Consider the following 24,599-nt stretch of genomic DNA (forward strand, 5'->3'; position numbering starts at 1 on the left):
TACAGGTCAAGCATTAAGAGCGCAGGGTGGATGCCTTGGCACTGAGAGCCGATGAAGGACGTGATAAGCTGCGAAAAGCTTCGGGGAGGAGCAAATATCCATTGATCCGGAGATATCCGAATGGGGAAACCCACTTGAGCAAACCTCAAGTATCCATACGCCAATCCATAACGTATGGAAGGGAACCGGGGGAACTGAAACATCTAAGTACCCCGAGGAGAAGAAAGAAACCTCGATTTCCAAAGTAGCGGCGAGCGAAATGGAAAGAGCCCAAACCGTGGTGCGTGCACCGCGGGGTTGTGGACTGCATAAGGTACTCGAATCAATAGCCGAACAGTTTTGGGAAATCTGATCAGAGAGGGTGAAAATCCCGTAGGCGAAATTGATGAGAGGCTGGCAGGATCCAGAGTACCACGAGACACGGGAAACCTTGTGGGAAGCAGGAGGGACCACCCTCCAAGGCTAAATACTCCTCAGTGACCGATAGCGCATAGTACTGTGAAGGAAAGGTGAAAAGGACCCCGGGAGGGGAGTGAAAGAGAACCTGAAACCCTGTGTTTACAAGCTGTGGAAGTGCCTTATGTGCACAACCGCGTACTTTTTGTAGAACGGTCCGGCGAGTTACGTTTACTGGCAAGGTTAAGTACTATAGGTACGGAGCCGAAGGGAAACCAAGTCTTAAGAGGGCGTGAAGTCAGTAAGAGTAGACCCGAAACCGGGTGATCTACCCATGTCCAGGCTGAAGCTGCCGTAAGAGGTAGTGGAGGGCCGAACGCACATCCGTTGAAAAGGGTGGCGATGAGGTGTGGGTAGGGGAGAAATTCCAATCGAACCCGGAGATAGCTGGTTCTCCTCGAAATAGCTTTAGGGCTAGCCTCGATGGAGTCTTACGGAGGTAGAGCACTGAATTTCTAAGGGGGCGTCAAAGCTTACCAAGGGATATCAAACTCCGAATGCCGTAAAGATGCTCATCGGGAGTCAGACTGCACGAGATAAGTTGGGCAGTCAAAAGGGAAAGAGCCCAGACCTGCTGCTAAGGTCCCAAAGTACGTGTTAAGTGGAAAAGGATGTGGGATTTCGAAGACAACTAGGATGTTGGCTCAGAAGCAGCCACACATTCAAAGAGTGCGTAATAGCTCACTAGTCGAGAGGTCCTGCGCCGAAAATGTCCGGGGCTGAAACACGACACCGAAGCACAGGATACCGCAAGGTATGGTAGAGGAGCATTGCTGGCGCAACGAAGCAGTACCGGAAGGAGCTGTGGAGTGCCAGGAAGAGAGAATGCCGGAATGAGTAGCGAGAGAGAGGTGGGAATCCTCTCGGCCGAATATCCAAGGTTTCCAGGGTAAAGCTGATCTGCCCTGGGTAAGTCGGGGCCTAAGGAGAGGCAGAAATGCGTATCCGATGGACAGCAGGTTGAGATTCCTGCACTATCTTAAAACAGAACTGTGGGGACATTTGTGGAGAGCACAGGCGCGGAACGGAAAGCCGCGTGCAAGCGAAGGAGGAGTCACATAGGAAAAACCGTGTGGCAATCCAAAGGCGTGATGCGGACCGAACTAGAGTAGGGAAGTGTGTGAGCCATGAATCAAGAAAAGCCGCTATTGTTTTTAAGATACCCGTACCGTAAACCGACACAGGTGGATGAGGAGAGAATCCTAAGGCCGGCGGAAGAAGCATTGTTAAGGAACTCGGCAAAATGACCCCGTAACTTCGGGAGAAGGGGTGCCAACGAGAGTTGGCCGCAGAGAATAGGCTCAAGCAACTGTTTAGCAAAAACACAGGTCTATGCAAAACCGTAAGGTGAGGTATATGGGCTGACGCCTGCCCGGTGCTGGAAGGTTAAGAGGAGAGGTTAGCGCAAGCGAAGCTTTGAATTTAAGCCCCAGTAAACGGCGGCCGTAACTATAACGGTCCTAAGGTAGCGAAATTCCTTGTCGGGTAAGTTCCGACCCGCACGAAAGGCGTAATGATTTGAGCGCTGTCTCGACAATGCATCCGGTGAAATTGAAGTACCAGTGAAGATGCTGGTTACCCGCGCCAGGACGGAAAGACCCCATGGAGCTTTACTCCAGTTTGGTACTGGGGTCCGGCAGTGCATGTACAGGATAGGTGGGAGGCTGTGAACCTGGAACGCCAGTTTCAGGGGAGCCATTGTTGGGATACCACCCTTGTGCTGCTGGGCTTCTAACCAGCGGCCTTTATCAGGCCGGGGGACAATGCCAGACGGGGAGTTTGACTGGGGCGGTCGCCTCCGAAAGGGTATCGGAGGCGCTCAAAGGTTCCCTCAGAATGGTCGGAAACCATTCGAAGAGTGCAAAGGCAGAAGGGAGCTTGACTGCGACACCGACGGGTGGAGCAGGTACGAAAGTAGGACTTAGTGATCCGGTGGTATTAAGTGGGAATGCCATCGCTCAACGGATAAAAGCTACCCTGGGGATAACAGGCTTATCACTCCCAAGAGTTCACATCGACGGAGTGGTTTGGCACCTCGATGTCGGCTCATCGCATCCTGGGGCTGTAGTAGGTCCCAAGGGTTGGGCTGTTCGCCCATTAAAGCGGTACGCGAGCTGGGTTCAGAACGTCGTGAGACAGTTCGGTCCCTATCCGGCGTGGGCGTAGGATATTTGAGAGGAGCTGTCCTTAGTACGAGAGGACCGGGATGGACTGACCTCTGGTGTACCGGTTGAACCGCCAGGTTCACGGCCGGGTAGCCAAGTCGGGAAGGGATAAACGCTGAAGGCATCTAAGCGTGAAGCCCCCCTCAAGATGAGATATCCCATTCGAAAGAAGTAAGACCCCTTGAAGACGACGAGGTAGATAGGGCAGGGGTGGAAGTGCCGTAAGGCATGGAGCTGACTGTTACTAATCGGTCGAGGGCTTGACCTGAAATGCAAAACAAAAGTTTTGCAGAAAATGGTTGTGTTCGGAAAGAAAGTATGGTATGATGTATAGATGTTAAGTGTATGCGGTTTTGAAGGTATATCTAGCGTAGGGGATTGGTCAAATGGTATGATAGGGGTCTCCAAAACCTTTGGTGGGAGTTCGATTCTCTCATCCCCTGTATTAGGAAAGAGTGAAGATACAAAATCTTCACTCTTTTTTCGTATTGTTTAAAAGAAAAGTCTAACAGAACAGGATTTACAGAATTTTAAGATATTTTTGTAAAGCAGGACTGTTTTTTATGGTGTAAATAAGGTACAATAGAGCCACAGAACATATTCAAAAATAATGAAAAATGAAACATGAGAAGGGAGTGGGTGTAACGTGAGCAGAGAAAAGAATGGAAGCCGCGGCACGGTAAAAGCTGTCATTTATCTTCTGATCGTAGTAATCCTTGCTGGAATGGTTGTTTATCTGACGCAGTCGTTGCGGCGGGACCGGGAGCCGGAGATTACGGGGACGTTTATTGACAGCAAGCTGGAGGCGGCGGGGGAGCTGACGTCGGCGAAGATGATTTATAACGGGCTGATTCATTACTCGGACGGGTCGATTCCGTTTCTGACGCAGAAGGCGTTTAATATGACATACCGTGCAGAGGTACGTGCGGGCGTGGATCTCTCGAAGGCGAATACGGAGGTGACGGATTCAGAAGTAACAGTTACACTTCCGGCAGTGGAGATTTTTGATATTTCCATCGACAATGATTCCATCCAGTATTACGATGAGAAGGCAGCGCTTCTGAACTGGGAGCGGAAGGAAGATGCGATGGATGCAATCGCGAGTGCGAAGGAGGATGTAGAGCAGCAGACGAAAGAAATGGATGACCTGGAAACGATGGCACAGGAACAGGCGAAAACACTGATTACCGGAATGCTGTCCGAGACGGTCGGGGACAAGACATTGGTTGTAAAATTTGAAGAATAGTACATAGACGGGATGTCGGCACTTCTTTTTGGGGGATAAAAAAAGGAGGGCCGGTATTTCTTCTGGCAGAAACACCGGCATTATGAAAAAGAAAAATCTATATAAATTGGAAAGAATATTAGGTTGGGACAACGGTTGAAAGATAGAGGAAGATGATTTGTTGTCCCTTTGTTTTGATACGTTTAGTATAGTTGTCATATGTGAGGAAAGTGTGAATGGAGTTTGAAGAAACTTTGAAAAGATTTGTGAATGGCGCGGGTGAACATCGGAACATCCCAACGCCCGGATATCGCCGAATTTGCATAGAATTAACTTGAAAGTGAACACTGCTTCATGGTACAATCGTTTGGCATGTGTGAAATATGAGTTACATTTGAGAGGACAAAAACTATGGACTATAAACTGCTGCTGGACACCGCGGTCATGGCGGGAGAAATCCTGCTGGAAAGCGGGGCGGAGACGTGGCGGGTGGAGGATACCATGCTGCGGATGCTGCGCATGTCCGGCCTGAAAACTGCGGATGTACTGGCGCTGACGACCGGCTTTGTGGTAACGCTCGACGACCCGGCGATGGATTCCATGACTGTTATGCGCAGCGTAGAGAGCCGTGCAACGGATCTGAACCGGATCCATGCGGTCAATCAGCTTTCCCGCGATTTCTGCGAAGGAAATATCGACCTGGATGCGCTGTTCCACCGGGTGCGGGATATCTATCGTGCCAAGTCGGAAATTAAAAAAAATCTGCTCGCGATGATGGCGACGACCGCAGGCTTTGCAATCATGTTCGGAGCCGGGTTCTACGAAGTGCTGGCATCTGCACTTGCAGGTTTTATATCAGGAATCGGTGTTTACGGAGGAAAAAAAGCCGGGATGCAGTCGTTTCTTGTGAACTGTATCGGGTCATTTTTGCTGGCGGTCACATCTATTCTCTGTGTTCATTACCTGCCGGGGACCATGGATCTGAACGTCATTATCATTGCATCGATCATGCCCCTCGTACCGGGTGTGGCGATCACGAATGCGGTGTATGATACCCTGCACGGCGACTACATTTCCGGTGCGGCACGGATGCTTGAGGCGTTTGTAACCGCTGCGGCCATCGCAATCGGCGTGGGACTTGGCATGCTGCTGCTCCGTCCACTGGTGCGGTAGAGAAAACCGATACAGAAAAAAGATGAGGTTAAAGCAAAAATATGAGAATAGCAGGTGAAATCATCCTGAAATCCCTTGGAGCCTGGGTTGCAATCTGGGGATTTTCAAGACTGTTGAACGCACCAAAAAAGCTGGAATGCTACACGGCCGGTGTCGGTATGATCGGCTGGGCGGTCTATCTGATCGTGGAAGTATTCAACGACGGCATTCTGATGAAGAACTTTCTTGCCGCCGTTGCCGTCGCCCTGGTTTCCCAGGCAATGGCGCGTCATTTCAAAGCGCCGGTGATCCTTTTCGTGATCCCGGGCATTCTTCCGATGGTGCCGGGAGCCGGTATGTACCGCATCGTCTACTCGATCGTTATGGGGCCGGAAAACATGGTTGGAACGTATCTTTTAGAGACAGCGACCGCGGCAGGCGCAATTGCCCTTGGAATTTTCCTCGGAGAAGCGCTGCAGAAGGTATTTTTTTACGAATTCCATAGGTGATTTACGAAAAAAGTGAGAAATTTGCCAAAACCAAATTTTTTGCTTTTTTTTGTCGAATTTTATGATATACTTAACAGTGTATGTGCCCTTGGACAAAAGAAGAAATCTATAGGGGCATTTTTAACATCAGTAGACAAGAAGTCCCCCGCTTCTAAAGCGGTGGGATGAATTGTTAAAAGAAACATAACGGTAGTGGCGGGCGGAGAGAAATCGGTATCCTCCACTGACATGAGGTAAGTCACAGTCGAACTATTTTCGACATGTCAGACTCCGTGAAAATACCGACTGTGAGTTGAAACAAGGAAAAAAGAAGAGAAGTAAGTAAAGTGCAGACACAGAACTATGAGGAGCAAAAAATATGAAGTTTGAAGATGATGATTTAAAGGACGGTAAACTTTGGGCTGCCCTGCAAAAAGAGATTGACCGTGACCTGGCGGAAAAGGAGAGCGGTGAAACATTCCAGGAAGAACTGGCAGACATCGAAGACTCCATTGAATTTGAAAGCAAAGAAACAAAAAGCGAAGATCACATCCCGGATGAGACTGCAAATTTAAGTAATCTGCGAAGTGTCCTTGAGGCAACTGAGCGTGCAAAAGACGAAGAAGCGAAGCAGAAAATGAAGCAGACCAAAGTGGAGCCTGTGACGCAGGACATCGAGATTCCGGAATTTACAGAAGAGGAAGAAGAAATCGAAGAGACGCCGGCGGAGACAAAAACAGAATCGGAACCGGAAGAAGTGATGGTGGATGATGATCTGATCATCAACGATCCATTCGCAGATGAGGATGATCTGCTGGGAGAAGAGAAGACAGAGACCAAGGGTTCGGAGAAAGAAGTGCTTGGTGATCAGGTGGAAGCCGCAATGGAGCGCCTCGTCAGCGACACGGTAGGCCATATCCCAATGCCGGAAATAGACGATGAGGATGATGACTACGACGATTATGAGGATGACGACGAAGAGTACATTCCGCATGGCGCAAAACCGCAGAAGAAAAAGGGAAAAGGCGGTGCGGTTATCGCCGTTGCAGCCGTTGCTGTTATTGCTGTGGGAGGCTTTTTCTATGGAAGCAAAATGTTCCATTACCAGAATTATTTTTTCAACGGAACAACCATCAACGGAGTAGACTGCTCGGATATGACGGCCAAAGAGGCAGAAACGAAAATCAAAGAGCAGGCTGCAAACTATACCTTAAATGTAAAATTCAAAGACAATGATACGAAGAGTGTCAGCGGAAAAGACATCGACTACACCTACGCCGGAGACGGCAGCGTGGAGAGCGTGTTAAAGAAACAGAACAGTTTCCTCTGGTTCCTGGGAAATGGCGGAAAAGAGAAAGATTCCCAGGTCACCATGCAGTACAGTCAGGAAAAACTGGATGCGGTGATTGATGGATTTGACGAATTCCAGTCCGCAGACGGTGAGAATGCACCGGCCAGCGCCTACATCACCTTCCAGAACAATGAGTTTGAGATTGTGGATGCTGTTATGGGTGAGGGAATGGATCTTACCCTTGCAAAACAGTGCATCGAAAACGCGCTGATCAATGCGGATACCGAAGTGGATCTTGAAAAAGCAGGCGTTTACGACGGAACCTTGGTAACAGCAGATGACGAAACACTGAATGCACAGAAGGATCAGTTAAATGAACTGGTACGCGCAAGCATCACATACAGTATGCCGGATGGAACAACACAGATTCTTGACGGAAATACCATGAAAGACTGGCTGGCAGTCGATGCGGATGGAAATTATTCCAAAGATGAAAACCAGTGGAATGAAAGAGTAAAAGAATATGTGGCAAATCTTGCGGCAGCGATTGATACCGATGGCAAGGATCACACCTTCCCGGCAACCGGTATCGAAGGCGGCGTGACCATCAGCCAGGAAGGCTACGGATGGAAAGTGGATCAGGAGCAGGAGATAGCAAAGATCGCAGAAGAAGTAGATGCTCACGCAGCAGACGCAAGAGAGCCGCAGTATGCGCAGAGAGAGTTTGCTGCTTCCACAGAGAACAACGGATTCGGCAAGACGTATGTTGAGGTTGATGCCAGCCGTCAGCATATCTGGCTCTACAAAGATGGAAATCTGGTTGTCGACGGTGACTGTGTAACCGGTCTGATGGAGCAGAGCAGCTACACGAAGCCGGGTATCTACACAACCGCAGCAAAAGAAAGCCAGAAAAAACTGCACGGAGAGCTTCAGGCAGACGGCAGCTATTCCTGGGAAAGAGATGTGGATTCCTGGATTCCGTTCAACGGAGAGATTGGTTTCTACGATGCTTCCTGGAGAAGTAGTTTCGGCGGAAACCTGTATCTGACTGCAGGATCGACGACAGGATCTGTTGCACTTCCGACTGCAGTGGCACAGGCATTATATGACAATGTCGATGACGGAACACCGGTTATCATTTATTATTCCGAAGCTTATGAGGTAAGTGAAGACACGCTTACTGTGACACAGGCACCGGAAGCAGATGACGAAAATGTCGATGATACGACGAATACCACGACAGTAACGCCGACGAGAACGCCATCCTACACGTACGATGATTACACGCCGTCAACTCCGTCAACCCCATCAACTCCATCAACCCCATCAACTCCATCGACCCCGTCTACGCCGGAACCGACCACAGCACCGACCGAGATCCCGTCTACGCCGGAGCCGACCGTAGCACCGACGGAGACCCCGTCCACACCGGAACCGACCCAGGAGCCGAGCGCACCGGATCAGGGAGACCATACGGGTGACGATGATTACCCAGGTAAGGGCGAGAGCTGAGAAAAGAAGAAATAGAACATAAAAAATACGCATTCCGTTATCAAAACAGGAATGCGTATTTTTTATGAGAAAGAAACTGTTAAAAATTAATTTTCCGGTACGAACAGTGTGACAAGATCCATCGGGGAAGTGATGGTGTAGTCCGGGTTTTCGGTCTGACCAAAACCGTATGCGGCATGGACAAACGGGATTCCGGCCTCGCGTGTCGCCTTGTAGTCGCCGTCGGTATCGCCGACATAGACCGCGTGCTGCAGATGGTTCTGTTCGATGATTGTACGGATGTTGTCTGCCTTTGCCTTTCCGGTATCGCCAGGACAGAGATGGCCTTTGAAATAGTGACCGAGGCCTGTGGCTTCCAGAAAAACTTCGATATAGCCCGCCTGGCAGTTGCTTACGATATAAAGCGGGTAATGTCTGGAAAGAATAGAAAGTGCATCGACAAGTCCCGGATAAACAGGAGCCGGTGTCGCAAGAAGTGCCTCATGCTCTTTGGCACAGCATGCCTCGATCAGTTCTAACTGGCGCTCCTTTGGATATTCGTGGAAAATGACGGCGGCGATATCCGGGAGCAGGCGGCCGAACAGGCCTTTTAACACGGTTCCGGTGAGGTTTGGTGTCATATCAGTTTCTTTTTCCATAATCTGATTCCATGCGTCGGCAACAACGTCTGTGGAGTCCCACAGGGTGCCGTCCACATCAAAAATAATACTGTCGATCAAGAGTTTTTCCTCCATATCTTAAGGGTTTTGGTTATTCTTTTAAAGTATTTATTAATTTTAATCAAAAACACGTGAGAGCGCAATGTTTATTTTGCATTTTGGAGGAAAATGTGGCAAAATAAGAATGATATATTAACAGGAGATTACTATGCAGGACACAATCACAAAGCCATTATTGAAATGGTATGGCGAAAATAAAAGAGTGCTGCCGTGGAGAGAAAAAAAGAACCCGTATGAAATCTGGGTTTCCGAGATTATGCTCCAGCAGACGAGGGTGGAGGCGGTCAAGCCGTTTTATGAGCGGTTTATGCGTGAACTGCCCAATGTCGCAGCACTTGCGGTCTGTCCCGAGGAAAAGCTTTTGAAGCTCTGGGAAGGCCTTGGTTACTATAACCGTGTGCGGAATATGCAGAAGGCCGCACAGAAAATTATGGAAGTGTATGACGGTGTATTTCCGGCAGATTACGAAGCCTTAAAAGGACTTCCGGGAATTGGAAATTACACAGCGGGAGCCGTTGCATCGATCGCGTTTTGCATTCCGGTGCCGGCGGTGGACGGAAATGTGCTTCGTGTGATGGCACGCCTCCGGGAGGACGGTGAGGACATTTTAAAGCAGTCCGTGAAAAACCGCGTGGAAGCGGAATTGACCGAAATCATGCCGGCAGAAGATCCGGGAGCCTTCAACCAGGCGATGATGGATCTCGGCGCAATGGTCTGTCTGCCGAACGGCGCACCAAAATGTGAAGTCTGTCCGCTTTTTGACCAGTGTCTGGCGGGACAGCATCAGACCTGGACGGAATATCCGTTTAAAAAGAGCGCAAAGCCGCGCAGAATCGAAGACAGAACCGTTCTGTTATTTCTGGACGGTACGCACACAGCAGTGCGGAAACGGCCGAAAAAAGGACTTCTGGCGGGACTTTACGAGTTCCCGAACTTCGATGGCGTGCTCTCCGAACAGGAAGCACTTGAAGAGGCAGAAAAATTCGGCGTGACGCCGCTTCATATTCAGGCATTGCCGCCGTACAAGCACATTTTTTCCCATGTCGAGTGGCATATCACAGGATACGCTATTAAAATTGCAGGAAACGATGTGGAGCAGGAAGGGGAAGAAAAAGCCGGATTGATTTTTGCGGATGCGAAAACCGCGGCTGAAAGATATGCCATTCCGTCTGCGTTTGCGGAATACGCAAAATATACAGATCTGGAACGTGCCTGAAACGGCAGAAGAGCAAAAAAGAGCAGGGAGAAAAAAGATGAAGATTTTATCAATTGCAGTACCATGCTATAATTCAGAAGCATATATGGAGAAATGTATCGATTCGCTGCTGGTCGGCGGAGAAGAAGTAGAAATTCTGATCGTGGACGATGGTTCCAAGGACGGAACCACAGAGATTGCAGACCGCTATCAGGAAAAATATCCGACGATTGTAAAAGCGATTCATCAGGAAAACAAGGGCCACGGCGGAGCAGTCAACACGGGTGTGGAAAATGCGACGGGTCTGTACTTTAAGGTTGTGGACAGTGATGACTGGGTAAACCCAGAGGCATACCAGAAGATTTTAAATGTTCTGGCAGAAGTCGTACGCGGACCGAAAACACTCGACCTTCTGATCAGTAACTATGTGTATGAAAAAGAGGGCGCCAAGAGAAAACGTGTGATGCGCTATGCGAAATCGCTGCCGGAAGGCCGCTTTTTCGGATGGGATGAGGCGAAAGCTCTCGGCAAAACACATTATCTGCTGATGCATTCGCTGATTTACCGGACTTCTCTTTTAAGAGAGTGCGGCATGAAGCTGCCGGAGCACACCTTCTATGTGGATAATCTGGTTGCGTTTATTCCGCTTCCGTACGTCAAAACGATGTATTATCTCGATGTCAATTTCTACCGCTACTTTATCGGGAGAGCCGACCAGTCGGTTAACGAGAAAGTCATGATCGGCAGAATTGACCAGCAGATCCGTGTCAACAAGCTGATGATCGATTACCTTGGTGAACAGAAAGGGCTGTCGAAGCACCTGCGGAAATATATGATCAGCTATCTGACCATTATTATGACGGTTTCTTCCGTGATGATGATGCGCTCCGGAACGGAAGAAAATCTCGAGAAAAAGAACGATCTTTGGAGATACCTGAAACAGGAGGATGCAGCCGATTACTTCCGCATCCGCCACGGCATTTTCGGAACTGTTATGAGCAGCAAATCAAAACCGGGACAGAAAATTGCAGTCTATGCCTACAAGGTAGCGCAGAAGCTGTATGGATTTAACTAGAAAGTAACGAAGCGGAGGAACGAACAATGCGAGTAGGAATGGGTTACGATGTGCATAAACTGGTGGAAAACCGGAAACTGATTCTGGGCGGTGTGGAAATCCCGTATGAATATGGCCTTCTGGGACATTCCGATGCAGATGTGCTGGTCCATGCCATTATGGATGCGCTTCTCGGCGCTGCAGCACTGCGGGACATCGGACGCCATTTTCCGGACAATGATCCGGCGTATGAGGGCGCAGACAGCATCGAACTGCTGAAAAAAGTGGGTGAGATGCTCGAGGAGCGGATGTATCTGATTGAAAATATCGATGCAACCGTTATTGCACAGAAGCCGAAGCTCCTGCCATACATCGACACGATGGTGAAAAATGTGGCGGAGGCGCTTCATCTCGAAGAGGATCAGGTCAATATCAAGGCAACGACCGAGGAAGGACTTGGCTTTACCGGAAAGAAAGAGGGAATTTCCGCACAGGCGATCTGCTGCATTTCCAAGGCACTCGACCTGATGCCGGACGACCGGATCGCAGGCGGATGCAGCGGCTGCCCGGGATGCGCAAAGAACGCAGAAGAATAAAAGAGAAATGCGATTGCACAAGGCCGGAAGATGTGGTAGACTGGAAGAAGAATAAGGGAGTAGTCGGCGGCATACGTGACGCTATAAGGCCAACAACCGAAGAAAAAGCATTTCTTCTGGCTTTGTATGAAATGACAAGACTTATCTGTATCAACAAATATGGTGCGGATAGGTCTTTTTCTATATAGAAAGAGACCGGTGTACCAGTGGGAACTTATCACAGGAACGCAAAAAGCGTTTTCAGAAGAAAGGACGGATGGAAATGAAAGAGTATCTGGAAAAAAGTTCGAAGATTCTTGATGAGTTACAGACAACGGAGCAGGGACTTTCCGAGGCGGAAGCTGCGCGGCGGCTTTCCGAACACGGACCGAATCGGCTGGCGGCGGGAAAAAAGAAGAGTAATCTGCAGCGGTTTTTCGAAGAACTGAAAGACCCGATGATCCTGATCCTGCTCGCCGCAGCGTTGATTTCCGGCATCACATCGGCGTATGAAGGCGAATCGTACGCTGATGTGGTCATTATTCTCACCGTTGTCATCATTAATGCGGTGCTCGGTGTTCTGCAGGAGAGCAAGGCAGAGAAAGCGATTGAAGCTCTGCAGGAGATCGCGGCAGCCACGTCGAAGGTGATGCGCGGCGGGAAAATGGAAGTGAAAAAGAGCGAGGAGCTCGTACCCGGTGATATTGTAATTCTCGAAGCGGGCGATGCTGTTCCGGCGGATGGCCGTATTTTAGAGAGTGCCAGCATGAAAATCGAGGAAGCAGCGCTGACCGGAGAATCTGTCCCGGTCAATAAAACAGCGGATGTTCTGAACGCCGGCGCAGCCAGCGAGGTTCCGCTCGGGGACCGGAAAAACATGGTCTATATGGGAAGCACCGTTGTCTATGGCCGCGGCCGCGCTGTTATCACCGGAACGGGTATGAAAACCGAGATGGGAAAAATCGCCCATGTTCTGACGCAGTCGGCGGATGAGAGCACACCGCTGCAGAAGCGGCTGAACCAGCTCAGCAAAATCTTAAGCGTGATGGTGCTCGCCATCTGTGCCGTGATTTTCGTTGTCGGCATTTTAAAAGAGGGCGTGACGCCGCAGAACATCTTAAATACCTTTATGGTAGCCGTCAGCCTTGCCGTAGCGGCAATTCCGGAAGGACTTGCAGCAGTTGTCACAATCGTGCTTTCCATCGGTGTGACCAAAATGTCAAAGCGGAATGCGGTGATCCGGAAACTGACGGCTGTCGAGACGCTCGGCTGTACGCAGGTGATCTGCTCGGATAAGACAGGAACGCTGACCCAGAATAAGATGACCGTGGTAAAACATGAGGGAAGTGATATAAAACGTCTCGTATCCGTCATGGCACTCTGCTCCGATGCGGAGCCGGACGAAAACGGCGAGGCAGTCGGAGAACCGACGGAATGTGCGTTGGTCAACGATGCGCAGAAAGAGGGATGCCCGAAGAAGAGCCTGTCCGTCCAGTATCCGCGTGTCGGGGAAGCGCCGTTTGATTCGATGCGGAAACGCATGACAACGATCCACCGCGCAAACGACGGAACGTATTTTTCCTGCACAAAAGGCGCACCGGATGAGATTCTGAAGCGGTGTACCTCCGTTTGGCGTGATGGCAGAAAACAGCCGATGACAGAAGCATTCCGGCAGGAAATCCTGTCGCAGAACAAGGCGATGGCAGACCAGGCACTCCGCGTGCTGGCGGCAGCAGGAAGAGCGTGGAACCAGATGCCGTCCTCCCAGGAGCCGGACTTTCTGGAGCAGGATCTCTGCTTTTTAGGACTTTGCGGTATGATTGATCCGGTGCGGCCGGAAGTAGTCGATGCGATCCGGGAATGCCGCGGGGCAGGCATCCGTCCGGTGATGATTACGGGTGACCACAAAGACACAGCGGTTGCTATTGCAAAAGAGCTGGGTATTCTGGAGGCGGGCTGGAAAGCGGTAACGGGAGCCGAGATTGACCAGTTAAGCGATGAGGAGCTTGACCGGAGAATCGAGGAATATGCTGTTTACGCACGCGTCCAGCCGGAGCATAAAGTGCGGATTGTCGATGCGTGGAAGCGGAAAGGCAGAATCACCGCGATGACAGGAGACGGAGTCAACGATGCGCCGTCGATCAAGCGTGCGGATATCGGCATCGGAATGGGCATCACGGGAACGGATGTGACGAAAAACGTGGCAGATATGGTGCTCGCGGACGACAACTTTGCGACGATCATCGCGGCGGTTGAGGAAGGAAGACGAATCTACGATAATATCCGCAAGGCAATTCAGTTCCTTCTGGCATCGAACCTTGCCGAGGTGCTGTCGATTTTCTGCGCGACGCTGATGGGCTTTACGATTTTAAATCCGGTGCATCTGCTCTGGATCAACCTGATTACGGACTGCTTCCCGGCGCTGGCGCTCGGTATGGAGGACGGTGAGGCAGACATCATGAAACGCCCGCCGAGAAATGCGGATGACGGTATTTTTGCGGACGGCCTCGGCTTTGATGTTGCGTTTCAGGGCATCGTGATTACGGTGCTGACGCTGGCGTCCTACTTCATCGGCCACTATCTGGAAGCCGGCCGCTGGGAAATCGTCAACAGCCCGGACGGCATGTCGATGGCGTTTCTGACACTCTCTATGGTGGAAATTTTCCATTCCTTCAATATGAGATCACGGAAAGGTTCTATTTTCCATATGAAGCATCAGAACAAGTATCTGTGGGGCGCGATGGCACTCTCATTTGTCCTCACATCCGCCGTCATTTACATCCCGGTACTGTCGAGTGCGTTCGGTTTTGAGCGGATCAGCGCGTTGGAATATGATGTGGCGATCGGCCTTGGACTGCTTGTCATTCCGGCGGTCGAAATCAGCAAGTGGATCCGGCGGAAATTTGCTTGACAAACGAGAAAAATTTGCATAAACTAGAACAAACGGAAACAGAAAAAGGCTTGGAACGGAAAAAGTAGAAAATCAGAATTGTTTCACAGAGAATGGCAGACAAATGGGGCTGGAAGCTGCCTGAAACGAGGGTTTTTGAAGTGCGTCCGGAAGCTGGCCGGGTGAAGCGGAAAAAGTGGGTAGTCCGGCACGGGTCCTGCACGTTATGCAGAAGAAAAGAAGAGGGCATGCATGCCCTTAAAGTAAAGTGGAACCACGGAGCTATTTCGTCTTTATCGGAGATGAAACAGCTCCGTTTTTGAATATTGCCCTTCGGGCAAAAAAGGTGGTAAGAAATAAAAATCTGAAAAAGTCCTGGCAGGAGGCAAGGAGAGGAAAGATGAGTTTTTTCGCGTATTTTAAAGAGGAATTTCAGGTGATTCAGGAGCGGGATCCGGCGATACATTCTCCCATGGAAGTCTTGCTGTATCCTTCATTTCGTGTTATGCTGAAGTACAGACGGGCGCACAAGCTATATCTGAAAGGCCATTACTTTCTGGCCAGGTGGATTTCACAGCGGGCAGCGAGAAAAACCGGTATCGAAATCCATCCGGGTGCGACGATCGGAAAGGGATTGTTTATTGATCATGGTTCTGGTGTGATTATCGGAGAAACAGCCATTATCGGAGACAACGTGACGCTGTATCAGGGCGTGACGCTCGGCGGTAATGGTAAGGAGACCGGGAAACGTCATCCGACGCTGAAGGACAATGTTATGGTCAGCGCCGGTGCGAAGATCATCGGATCGTTTACGATCGGGGAAAACTCCAAAATCGGAGCCGGATCGGTTGTGATCGAGGAGGTTCCGCCGAACTGTACCGTCGTCGGCGTGCCGGGGCACATTGTGAAGCAGAATGATGTGCGGATTCCGAGAAAAAGCATGGATCACATTCATCTGCCGGACCCGATTTTCGAGGATATCAAAGTACTGCAGCAGGAGAATACGGAGCTTACGAACCGTGTGCTCGAGCTGGAGGGCGAGCTGCGTCAGATGAGGAAAAAAGAAAGGACAGAACAGAAGTGACGGAAGTGGGCAAAGAGACAGAAAACGAGGAGCTTTTTCCAGAGGCGGTTTTCGGGGAGAAGGATTATCTTTCGGAGGTATTCGGACTGGAACAGCATGACATCCGCATGTATTCGCCGCTTACGCTGGCCTACATCGGGGATGCTGCGTATGAGATCGTCATCCGCACGATTCTGGTGCGGAAAGCAAATATGCAGGTCAACAAGCTGCACCGCCATGCGGCAGGGCTTGTAAAGGCGGAGAAACAGTCGGCGATGATTGAAATTCTGGAGCCGCTGTTTACCGAAGAGGAAAAACAGATTTATAAAAGAGGCAGAAATGCGAAATCCTATACCAAGGCAAAAAATGCGTCCACGATCGACTACCGCCGGGCAACCGGGTTTGAGGCCGTGATGGGGTATCTGTACCTGAAAGGGGATTACAAGCGGATGATCGACCTGATCCGGGCAGGACTTGGCGAAGTGTGAGAGCAGATAAGATTCAGAAAATAAAAAAGAAGCGGCAGGGCAGTGGGGCTTTTGAAAAAGCAAAAGTTCCCACTGCTTTTGGGACCGCGGAACAGGAATGATATGAGAGAAAACAACAGAAACGACAAGAGAAACTTTGAGAGAAGAGACGGAAAAAAACGTGACTTTAAGGGGAAACGAGATTACCGTGACAGAGACAGAAAACAGGAAGTACAGCAGGCGGATGAGGAGTTTACAGGCGGCATGGTAGAGGGAAGAAACGCTGTCATCGAGGCGTTCCGCTCCGGCAAGACCGTGGACAAGCTGTTCGTCCTTGCAAGCAGCCAGGACGGCCCGATCCGCACGATCATCCGTGAGGCGAAAAAACACGATACCATCATCAATTATGTAGAAAAAGAACGTCTTGACGAGCTGTCCACCACCGGAAAGCATCAGGGTGTCATTGCACAGGTGGCTTCCTACAGTTATGCAACCGTTGAGGACATCCTCGCGCGCGCAGAGGAGAAAGGGGAGCCGCCATTTATCCTTCTGCTGGACGGCATTGAGGATCCGCATAATCTCGGTGCGATCATCCGTACCGCAAACCTGGCAGGTGCACATGGTGTCATCGTGCCGAAGCACCGCGCAGTCGGCCTGACAGCAACCGTTGCCAAAACGTCGGCAGGTGCATTAAATTACACACCGGTGGCAAAGGTGACGAATCTGGTGCAGACCATGGAAATGCTGAAGGAAAAGGGCATCTGGTTTGTCTGCGCGGACATGAACGGACAGAGAATGTATGATCTCGACCTCAAAGGACCGATCGGCCTTGTAATCGGAAATGAGGGAGAGGGTGTCAGCCGTCTGGTGAGAGAAAACTGCGACTTCACAGCCACAATTCCGATGAAAGGCGATATCGACTCTCTGAACGCTTCCGTGGCAGCCGGCGTGCTCGCTTATGAGATTGTAAGACAGAGAAGCTGCTAGAAATTGCGGAAAATCACATTACGCTCCGGCGGAAGAAAGATGAAGGATACAAGAGATATGATGGTGAAAGATTACGATACCTGTACGGATGAGGAGCTGATTGCGCGTCTGCGGGCAGGAGAACGCGAGATTACCGATTATCTGATCGACAAATACAAATCGCTGGTGCGGACCAGGGCGAGGGCGCTGTACCTGGTGGGCGGAGATCACGAGGATCTGATCCAGGAGGGCATGCTCGGACTTTTTAAGGCAGTGCGTGACTACAAACCGGGGAAGGAGGCATCGTTTGCCACCTTCGCCGGCCTGTGCATCGACCGTCAGATGTATTCTGCAGTGGCATCGTCCCAGCGCCAGAAGCATCAGCCGCTGAACAGCTTCGTCTCGTTAAGCGAACCGGTTTCCGAGCAAGAGCTGCGCCTGGTGGACGAGGAGACACCGGAGGAGATTATGATCAGCCGGGAAAACGTAATCGGCATGCATGAGCGGATCAAAGAACGGCTCAGCAAATTTGAGTACCAGGTGCTGGAATTGTATCTGAAAGGGTACGATTATACGCAGATTGCAGAAAAACTTGGAAAGCAGCCGAAGGCAATCGACAATGCACTGCAGAGAATCCGCAGTAAAGTGCGGGAGGTCTGTTCGTGAGATGGGAAAACGACCGAAAAAATTACGGCGAATTGTCAAAAGTGCAGAAAAATCTGTGAACAAATAAAAATTTTCAAATTTGTAGAAAAAACTGTTGACAATTCACTATAGTTTTGATAGAATACCAAATGTAGCAAGGAGCTAACAAAAAAAACAAAACAACTTGCGAGTGCTGATGTGGCTCAGTCGGTAGAGCGTCGCCTTGGTAAGGCGGAGGTCACGGGTTCGATTCCCGTCATCAGCTTACTATGAAAGATCCCGGGAAACCGGGATTTTTTCATTATATAAAAACAACGGGAGACAGATCGGAAAAAACGAGGTGAAAAGAATGGAGTCAAAACGTAAGGTACTGCAGAAGCTGTTCCTTTCCACGCTGTATCTGAGTGCATTTACGTTCGGCGGCGGTTATGTGATTGTGACGCTGATGAAGAAGAAATTTGTGGATGAGTACCACTGGATAGAGGAGAATGAGATGCTCGATCTGGTGGCGATTGCGCAGTCATCGCCGGGGCCGATTGCGGTGAATGGGGCGATTGTTGTCGGGTATAAACTGGCGGGGATGATTGGTGTGCTGGTTTCGATTATTGGAACGATTATTCCGCCGTTTCTGATTATCTCTGTGATTTCGGTCTGCTATCAGGCGTTCCGGGATAATTTTTTCGTGAGCCAGATGCTCGAAGGAATGCAGGCAGGCGTCGGAGCCGTGATTGCATCCGTGACGTATGAGATGGGAGCCGGGGTTGTGAAAGAAAAAGATCCGCTGTCGCTGGTGATTCTTGTCTGTGCGTTTGCAGCAGCCTGTTTTTTCAAGGTCAACGTGATTTATATTGTACTGGTCTGCGGTGCCATCGGTGCGGTGCGGACGATTCTGGCGAAACGGAGGGGTGCGAAATGATTTATTTTCAGCTATTTTTAAGCTTTTTCCAGATCGGCCTGCTCAGCTTCGGCGGAGGCTATGCGGCCATGCCGCTGATTCAGGGACAGGTGGTGCAGGGACACGGCTGGCTTTCGATGTCGGAGTTTACGGATCTTATCACCATCTCTCAGATGACACCGGGGCCGATCGCAGTCAATTCGGCAACCTTCGTCGGAATTAAAATCGCAGGCATCCCAGGAGCGCTCGTGGCAACGTTTGGATGTATTCTGCCGTCGTGTATTCTCGTCACACTGCTTGCGAAGCTATATTTAAAATACCGCGAAATGGCAATGCTCCAGGGAATCCTCCACTCCCTCCGCCCGGCGGTTGTGGCGATGATCGGTTCCGCAGGGATTTCAATTCTGGTCACGGCGTTTTGGAGTAGTGAAGGAGATACCGTGATCCGGCTGGCGCAGACGAACTGGAGTCTTGTCGTGATCTTTATCATCAGCCTCATTCTGCTGCAGAAAGGCAAAAAGAACCCAATCTTTGTGATGGTACTGGCCGGGGTGATGAAGGTGGCAGTGGCGCTGGTGGAAAAATTTGCGGCATGCTGTGGGACGATTTTTTAAATTCAAAGGTGAATGCTTTTCAGGACGTATTAAACTCAAGAATATATATCGATAAAACAGGATTGCTGGAATACACCAACAGTGTGATTGACACAACATCGAAGTTTATCTGCAACAGCCGCCCCAGAAGATTTGGAAAATCGATCACAGCGGATATGATGACTGCGTACTACAGCAGAAGTCTGGATACAGAAGAAATGTTTGAAAAGCTTAATATTGGTCAGGCGGCAAATCAGAAAATACAGGATGAATATCAAACAGCAGATTCTTAATAGGGAAGGTAAACATAGTGTTATACATTATTTTTGATTTTATAATGGCAGTAATTATGTTTATGTCACTTCCTTTTATTGTTGGAATAATGGTAGATATCCGCCATCAGGGAATTGGGTGCTTTGCGGCATGGGTAATATGGGGAGTTATGCTTATCTTATCGTTGAGGCTGTTTGATGCTCTGAAATTAAGATGTCAAAAAAAGCCAGAAAAAAGATAAAAAGGATCTTTCTTTCTAAACATGAATCGTGTATAATAAGCATTACTGTTCGGGGCCTGCCTGGAGAAATCCAGAAAGGCTCCGATTTATGTCATTTATTTTATACAGCAAGAAAAGGGGGAAACCATGCAGAAACACAGAAAATTTATTGGGAACAAACGGTTTTACCTGATGGTACTTGGCGTTGCGATGCCGATTATGATTCAGAACGGTATCACCAACTTTGTCAGTCTTCTCGACAACATCATGGTAGGACAGGTCGGTACCGAGCAGATGTCCGGCGTTGCAATTGTCAACCAGCTTCTTTTTATCTATAACCTTTGCATTTTCGGAGGGGTATCCGGTGCAGGAATTTTCACTGCGCAGTATTTCGGACAGGGCAACGACGAGGGTGTGCGAAACACCTTCCGCTTCAAGCTCTGGATCGGCGTGATCCTGACGGCAGCGGCAATCACTATTTTCCTTGGTGCGCACGAGCCTCTGATTCGTCTCTACCTGACAGGAGATCAGGGAAGCCAGGACATGAATGCGACATTAGCCTATGGCATTTCTTATATGAAGGTCATGCTGGTAGGACTTCCGCCGTTCCTGTTTGTGCAGCTTTATGCCAGCACGCTGCGCGAATGCGGCGAGACGATGCTTCCGATGAAGGCCGGTATCACAGCCGTATTTGTCAATCTGATTTTTAATTATATTTTAATCTACGGAAAATTCGGCGCACCGCAGCTCGGAGTTGTCGGCGCGGCAGTTGCAACGGTGCTGTCCCGTTACGTGGAGATGGCGATCGTGCTGATCCGCACGCACGGAAACAAAGAAAAATATCGTTTTACGAAGCATCTGTACCGCACGATCCGTGTTCCGGCGGCTTTGACGAAACAGATCCTTATCAAAGGAACACCGCTGATGCTGAACGAAACGTTCTGGGCAGGCGGCGTTGCGATCCTGATGCAGTGTTACTCCGTGCGTGGACTGAATGTCGTAGCCGCGATGAATATCTCCAACACGATCTCGAACCTGTTCAACGTCGTTTTCATCGCACTCGGCGATTCCGTTGCCATCATCGTCGGACAGCTCCTCGGAGCCGGAAGGATGGAAGAGGCAAAGGATACCGATACGAAGCTGATCACGTTTTCCGTATTACTCTGCATTGTGATCGGCGCGCTGATGGCGCTCGTGGCTCCAATCTTCCCACGCCTCTACAACACGACGGACGAAGTACGCCACATGGCGGCAATCTTCATCGTGGAAGTGGCCATGTTCATGCCGGTCAATGCATTCCTGCATGCAAGCTACTTTACCCTGCGCTCCGGTGGAAAAACGATCATCACGTTCCTGTTCGACAGCGTCTTCATCTGGGTTGTCAGTGTGCCGGTGGCTTTCTGCCTGAGCCGTTTTACCGGACTTTCGATCTACGCAATCTACTTTATGGTTATGTCGGTTGACCTGATCAAGTGCGTGATTGGATTTGTCCTTGTCAAGAAAGGAGTCTGGCTGCAGAATATTGTGGCGGAGTAAAGAAAAAAATCTGTCTGTTTTCCAGTCTGAAAAGGATGGGAGGCGGGCAGATTTTTTGCTTTATAAAAAACTTTGTTGAATTTTACTGTAAAGCAAAAAAAGCCCTCCGGGCAGGATCGGACTGCGGCTGAGAGAAAGAAAAAGAGTATTTTTGATAAAATTTCGCAAATGAAGCAGCTGTTTTTGGTGGAAAAGTGGAAATTTTTTCATTAATCAAAACACCGGTTGAAATTTAGAGAACGCTTGTTATAATAGGGGTGCAGCGAACAGACATCCCGTGTGACGCGTGAATCTCTCTTCCTATTATTAATGAGACGCAGTCACACATGAAATGGAGGAAAAAAGCGATGGATTACGCAAAAGAATCATTAAAGATGCACTATGAATTACGCGGAAAGCTTGAGGTCACTTCCCGGGCGGCCGTAGATACAAAAGATGCCTTGAGTCTTGCCTATACACCGGGTGTGGCGGCGCCGTGCCTGGAAATTCAGAAAGATGTCAACAAGAGCTACGAGCTGACCAGAAGATGGAACACGGTAGCTGTTGTTACAGATGGAACCGCAGTTCTCGGACTTGGAGATATCGGCCCGGAGGCCGGCATGCCGGTCATGGAAGGAAAATGCGTGCTGTTTAAAGAATTCGGTGGTGTCGATGCAATCCCGCTCTGCGTGCGCAGCAAGGATGTGGATGATATTGTCAATACCGTGCGTCTTCTCGCAGGAAGCTTCGGCGGTGTCAACCTGGAGGACATCTCCGCACCGAGATGTTTTGAGATCGAGAAGAAATTAAAGGAATGCTGTGATATTCCGATTTTCCACGATGATCAGCATGGAACAGCCGTGATCACACTGGCCGGTGTCATCAATGCGCTGAAACTGGTTGGAAAGAAACTGGATGAAGTCAAAATTGTTACCTCAGGAGCCGGTGCAGCCGGAATCGCCATTATCCGCCTGCTGATTTCGATGGGTCTCAAAAACGTCATCATGACAGACCGCAAAGGTGCGATTTACGAGGGACGCGACGGCCTCAACCCGATCAAAGAGGAGATGGCGAAGATCACAAACTACAACCATGAGAAGGGCACGCTTGCAGAGGTAATCAAAGGAGCCGATATTTTTATTGGCGTTTCTGCGCCGGGTACGCTCACTCCCGATATGGTACGTACGATGGCAAAAGAGCCGATCATCTTTGCCTGCGCAAATCCGACGCCGGAGATTTTCCCGGACGAGGCGAAAGCAGCAGGAGCAGCCGTTGTCAGCACAGGAAGAAGCGATTACCCGAACCAGGTCAACAACGTACTCTGCTTCCCGGGCATCTTCCGCGGAGCGCTCGATGTGAGAGCATCTGATATCAACGATGAAATGAAGGTCGCAGCAGCTTACGCAATCGCAGGCCTGGTAAGCGATGAAGAGCTGAACGCAGACTATATCCTGCCGGCAGCCTTTGATCCGCGTGTCAAAGATGCGGTGGCAGCAGCCGTTGCAGAGGCAGCAAGAAAGAGCGGCGTAGCGAGAATCTAAACAGAGTTTGATACAAAAGAAAACGACAGAAAAAGGCTTCCCGGACAGCAAGGAAATCCGGGAAGCCTTTTTGCGTATCGTTAAGAAATTATGAAGGAAAGCAGCAGTTACATTCAGCCAGCCAGATCGTCTTCTGCCGGCAGTTCCGGTCCGGTCAGAGCGTACGGATCGAGAATGTCGTCGAGCTGTTTCTGTGTCAGCAGTTCGTCTTTCAGAACCAGAGAAGTAACACTCTCGCCCGTCTTCAGCGATTTCTTTGCAATCGAGGCCGCTTTCTGGTATCCGATATACGGGCAGAGCGCCGTTGTGATGCCGACACTCTTCGAAACGAGATCCTCGCACCGTTTCTCATTTGCGGTAATGCCGAGAATACAGTTCTTCACAAGCGTATTCACAGCGCCTGTCATCGAGGTGATGGAAGAGAACAGGGAGTAGAAGACAACTGGCTCAAACGCGTTCAACTCCATCTGGCCAGCCTCAGCCGCCATCGTGATTGTGGTGTCGTTTCCGATGACATGGAAGGCAACCTGTGTCACAACCTCCGGGATAACCGGGTTGATCTTGCCCGGCATAATCGAGGATCCGTTCTGCATCGGCGGCAGGTTGATCTCGCCGAATCCGGTCCGCGGTCCGCTGGACAGCAGGCGCAGGTCGTTGCACATCTTGGAGAGGTTGACGGCGCAGGTCTTTAACGTGTTGGAGATCGTCACAAATCCGTCGAGGTTCTCCGTCGCGTCAAACAGATCGTCCGCCTGCATCAGCGGATAGCCTGTCACAGCAGCGAGGGTCGGCACGATGTGGTGGAGATAGTAATCGGAAGCATTGATCGTCGTACCGATGGCTGTTCCGCCGAGGTTCAGGGTGAACAGCTCTTTTCTGGCGCATTCGATCCGGCGGATATCACGCTCGATCATCGTTGCGTAAGCGTGGAAGCTCTGGCCGAGACGCATCGGAACGGCGTCCTCAAGCTGGGTTCTTCCCATCTTTAAAATGTGGTCAAATTCCTGGGACTTATCGAGCAGTGCTGCGTGGAGTGACTCGAGCGCATGCAGAAGATCCGGGAGCAGATCGAGTACGGTCAGTTTTCCTGCACTTGGGATAACGTCGTTTGTGGACTGTGCCATGTTGACGTGGTCATTCGGGTGGACAATGGTATAATCACCCTTGGTGCCGCCCAGGATTTCGATGGCGCGGTTTGCGATGACTTCGTTTGCGTTCATATTAGCACTCGTTCCGGCGCCGCCCTGGATGCCGTCAACGATGAACTGGTCTTTTAATTTGCCGGCAATGATTTCATCACAGGCATAGATAATGGCAGCCGCTTTTTCCTCCGGCAGTCTCTGTGCTTCGCGGTTGGAGATGGCAGCTGCCTTTTTAATTTTCGCCAGATTCTGGATCATGACCGGGTGGATCGACGTTCCCGTGATGGGAAAATTCCGTTTTGCCCGCAGGGACTGTACCCCGTAGTAGGCGTCGGATGGGACTTCAAGGGAACCAATGGAATCTGCTTCAATTCTTGTCTTCATAATAATCTCCTTCTTTCTGCACGCATTGAGTTGTGTATATTGTCTGAAACAATTCTTGCTTTGCCTTTCGATACCGGAAGAATAACACCAGGGCAGAAATTTGTAAATACCGCCGCCGAAGAACTGTGGAATCTTATTTATTTTTGTATTTGATTTTAAATACCAAGGGAAAG

General features: G+C 50.0%; 19 protein-coding genes, 2 tRNA genes, 1 rRNA gene and 1 other annotated feature. Of the genes, 20 read left to right on the forward strand and 2 right to left on the reverse strand.

What is annotated here, in order from left to right; all coding sequences use genetic code 11:
* The first annotated feature begins 3 nt into the window (after window positions 1-3).
* From DXD92_RS05855 to DXD92_RS05880, 6 genes are all read left to right on the forward strand, one after another.
* Window positions 4-2,890, forward strand: a 23S ribosomal RNA gene (locus DXD92_RS05855).
* A 103-nt stretch (window positions 2,891-2,993) separates the two neighbouring features.
* Window positions 2,994-3,064 (forward strand) — tRNA-Trp (locus DXD92_RS05860).
* Window positions 3,065-3,267: 203 nt separating this feature from the next.
* On the forward strand, window positions 3,268-3,867 hold the full coding sequence (locus tag DXD92_RS05865; RefSeq protein ID WP_055221314.1) for a DUF4230 domain-containing protein: 600 nt from the start codon (window positions 3,268-3,270) through the stop codon (window positions 3,865-3,867).
* Window positions 3,868-4,257: 390 nt separating this feature from the next.
* On the forward strand, window positions 4,258-5,019 hold the full coding sequence (locus tag DXD92_RS05870; RefSeq protein WP_055221312.1) for a threonine/serine exporter family protein: 762 nt from the start codon (window positions 4,258-4,260) through the stop codon (window positions 5,017-5,019).
* Window positions 5,020-5,060: 41 nt separating this feature from the next.
* Window positions 5,061-5,507 carry a threonine/serine exporter family protein gene (locus DXD92_RS05875; protein ID WP_022463061.1) on the forward strand — a complete coding sequence of 149 codons (447 nt, stop codon included), beginning with the start codon at window positions 5,061-5,063 and terminating at the stop codon, window positions 5,505-5,507.
* Window positions 5,508-5,865: 358 nt separating this feature from the next.
* On the forward strand, window positions 5,866-8,289 hold the full coding sequence (locus DXD92_RS05880; protein ID WP_118640269.1) for a L,D-transpeptidase family protein: 2,424 nt from the start codon (window positions 5,866-5,868) through the stop codon (window positions 8,287-8,289).
* Between the two features lie 86 nt (window positions 8,290-8,375).
* Here DXD92_RS05880 and DXD92_RS05885 read toward each other — a convergent pair whose 3' ends face one another.
* Window positions 8,376-9,008: an HAD family hydrolase gene (locus tag DXD92_RS05885; protein WP_226906388.1), complete on the reverse strand. Its 633-nt coding sequence runs from the start codon at window positions 9,006-9,008 to the stop codon at window positions 8,376-8,378.
* Window positions 9,009-9,156: 148 nt separating this feature from the next.
* On the opposite strand from DXD92_RS05885, the gene mutY reads away from it, so the two are divergent.
* The 14 genes from mutY (at window position 9,157) to DXD92_RS05965 (ending at window position 22,900) form a co-directional block, all read left to right on the forward strand.
* Window positions 9,157-10,224 carry an A/G-specific adenine glycosylase gene (gene mutY / locus DXD92_RS05890; RefSeq protein ID WP_055267466.1) on the forward strand — a complete coding sequence of 356 codons (1,068 nt, stop codon included), beginning with the start codon at window positions 9,157-9,159 and terminating at the stop codon, window positions 10,222-10,224.
* A gap of 37 nt (window positions 10,225-10,261) precedes the next feature.
* The gene (locus DXD92_RS05895; protein ID WP_055267469.1) at window positions 10,262-11,278 is read left to right on the forward strand and encodes a glycosyltransferase family 2 protein; all 1,017 of its coding nucleotides are present in this window, start codon (window positions 10,262-10,264) and stop codon (window positions 11,276-11,278) included.
* Between the two features lie 26 nt (window positions 11,279-11,304).
* The gene (gene ispF / locus DXD92_RS05900; RefSeq protein ID WP_022463066.1) at window positions 11,305-11,853 is read left to right on the forward strand and encodes a 2-C-methyl-D-erythritol 2,4-cyclodiphosphate synthase; all 549 of its coding nucleotides are present in this window, start codon (window positions 11,305-11,307) and stop codon (window positions 11,851-11,853) included.
* Between the two features lie 262 nt (window positions 11,854-12,115).
* Window positions 12,116-14,743 (forward strand): cation-translocating P-type ATPase, encoded by a 2,628-nt coding sequence (locus DXD92_RS05905; protein WP_118640320.1) that lies wholly within the window; start codon window positions 12,116-12,118, stop codon window positions 14,741-14,743.
* 42 nt (window positions 14,744-14,785) lie between these two features.
* Window positions 14,786-15,020 (forward strand) — a binding site (T-box leader).
* Between the two features lie 102 nt (window positions 15,021-15,122).
* Entirely contained in the window at window positions 15,123-15,806 is a 684-nt protein-coding gene (gene epsC / locus DXD92_RS05915) for a serine O-acetyltransferase EpsC (RefSeq protein ID WP_055227154.1), read from the forward strand.
* Between the two features lie 107 nt (window positions 15,807-15,913).
* Entirely contained in the window at window positions 15,914-16,273 is a 360-nt protein-coding gene (locus DXD92_RS05920; RefSeq protein WP_055221333.1) for a Mini-ribonuclease 3, read from the forward strand.
* Between the two features lie 243 nt (window positions 16,274-16,516).
* A complete protein-coding gene (gene rlmB / locus DXD92_RS05925) occupies window positions 16,517-17,239 on the forward strand; it encodes a 23S rRNA (guanosine(2251)-2'-O)-methyltransferase RlmB (RefSeq protein WP_055221331.1) in 723 nt (240 codons plus the stop codon).
* 39 nt (window positions 17,240-17,278) lie between these two features.
* A complete protein-coding gene (gene sigH / locus DXD92_RS05930; protein WP_226906387.1) occupies window positions 17,279-17,884 on the forward strand; it encodes an RNA polymerase sporulation sigma factor SigH in 606 nt (201 codons plus the stop codon).
* A 171-nt stretch (window positions 17,885-18,055) separates the two neighbouring features.
* Window positions 18,056-18,128 (forward strand) — tRNA-Thr (locus DXD92_RS05935).
* Between the two features lie 84 nt (window positions 18,129-18,212).
* Entirely contained in the window at window positions 18,213-18,779 is a 567-nt protein-coding gene (locus DXD92_RS05940; RefSeq protein WP_117804329.1) for a chromate transporter, read from the forward strand.
* Complete coding sequence (locus DXD92_RS05945; protein WP_022463074.1) at window positions 18,776-19,372, forward strand: chromate transporter; 597 nt, start codon at window positions 18,776-18,778, stop codon at window positions 19,370-19,372. The genes DXD92_RS05940 and DXD92_RS05945 overlap by 4 nt, the downstream gene beginning before the upstream one ends.
* A complete protein-coding gene (locus tag DXD92_RS05950) occupies window positions 19,351-19,644 on the forward strand; it encodes an AAA family ATPase (RefSeq protein WP_022463075.1) in 294 nt (97 codons plus the stop codon). The genes DXD92_RS05945 and DXD92_RS05950 overlap by 22 nt, the downstream gene beginning before the upstream one ends.
* 347 nt (window positions 19,645-19,991) lie before the next feature.
* The gene (locus tag DXD92_RS05960; protein ID WP_022463076.1) at window positions 19,992-21,380 is read left to right on the forward strand and encodes an MATE family efflux transporter; all 1,389 of its coding nucleotides are present in this window, start codon (window positions 19,992-19,994) and stop codon (window positions 21,378-21,380) included.
* A 347-nt stretch (window positions 21,381-21,727) separates the two neighbouring features.
* The gene (locus DXD92_RS05965; protein WP_022463077.1) at window positions 21,728-22,900 is read left to right on the forward strand and encodes an NAD(P)-dependent malic enzyme; all 1,173 of its coding nucleotides are present in this window, start codon (window positions 21,728-21,730) and stop codon (window positions 22,898-22,900) included.
* A gap of 113 nt (window positions 22,901-23,013) precedes the next feature.
* Here the strand turns inward: DXD92_RS05965 and DXD92_RS05970 are convergent, their stop codons facing one another.
* Window positions 23,014-24,426: an aspartate ammonia-lyase gene (locus DXD92_RS05970; RefSeq protein WP_022463078.1), complete on the reverse strand. Its 1,413-nt coding sequence runs from the start codon at window positions 24,424-24,426 to the stop codon at window positions 23,014-23,016.
* Window positions 24,427-24,599 lie beyond the last annotated feature (173 nt).

This window comes from Blautia sp. TM10-2, assembly GCF_003480845.1.
Classification (GTDB): domain Bacteria; phylum Bacillota; class Clostridia; order Lachnospirales; family Lachnospiraceae; genus Fusicatenibacter; species Fusicatenibacter saccharivorans.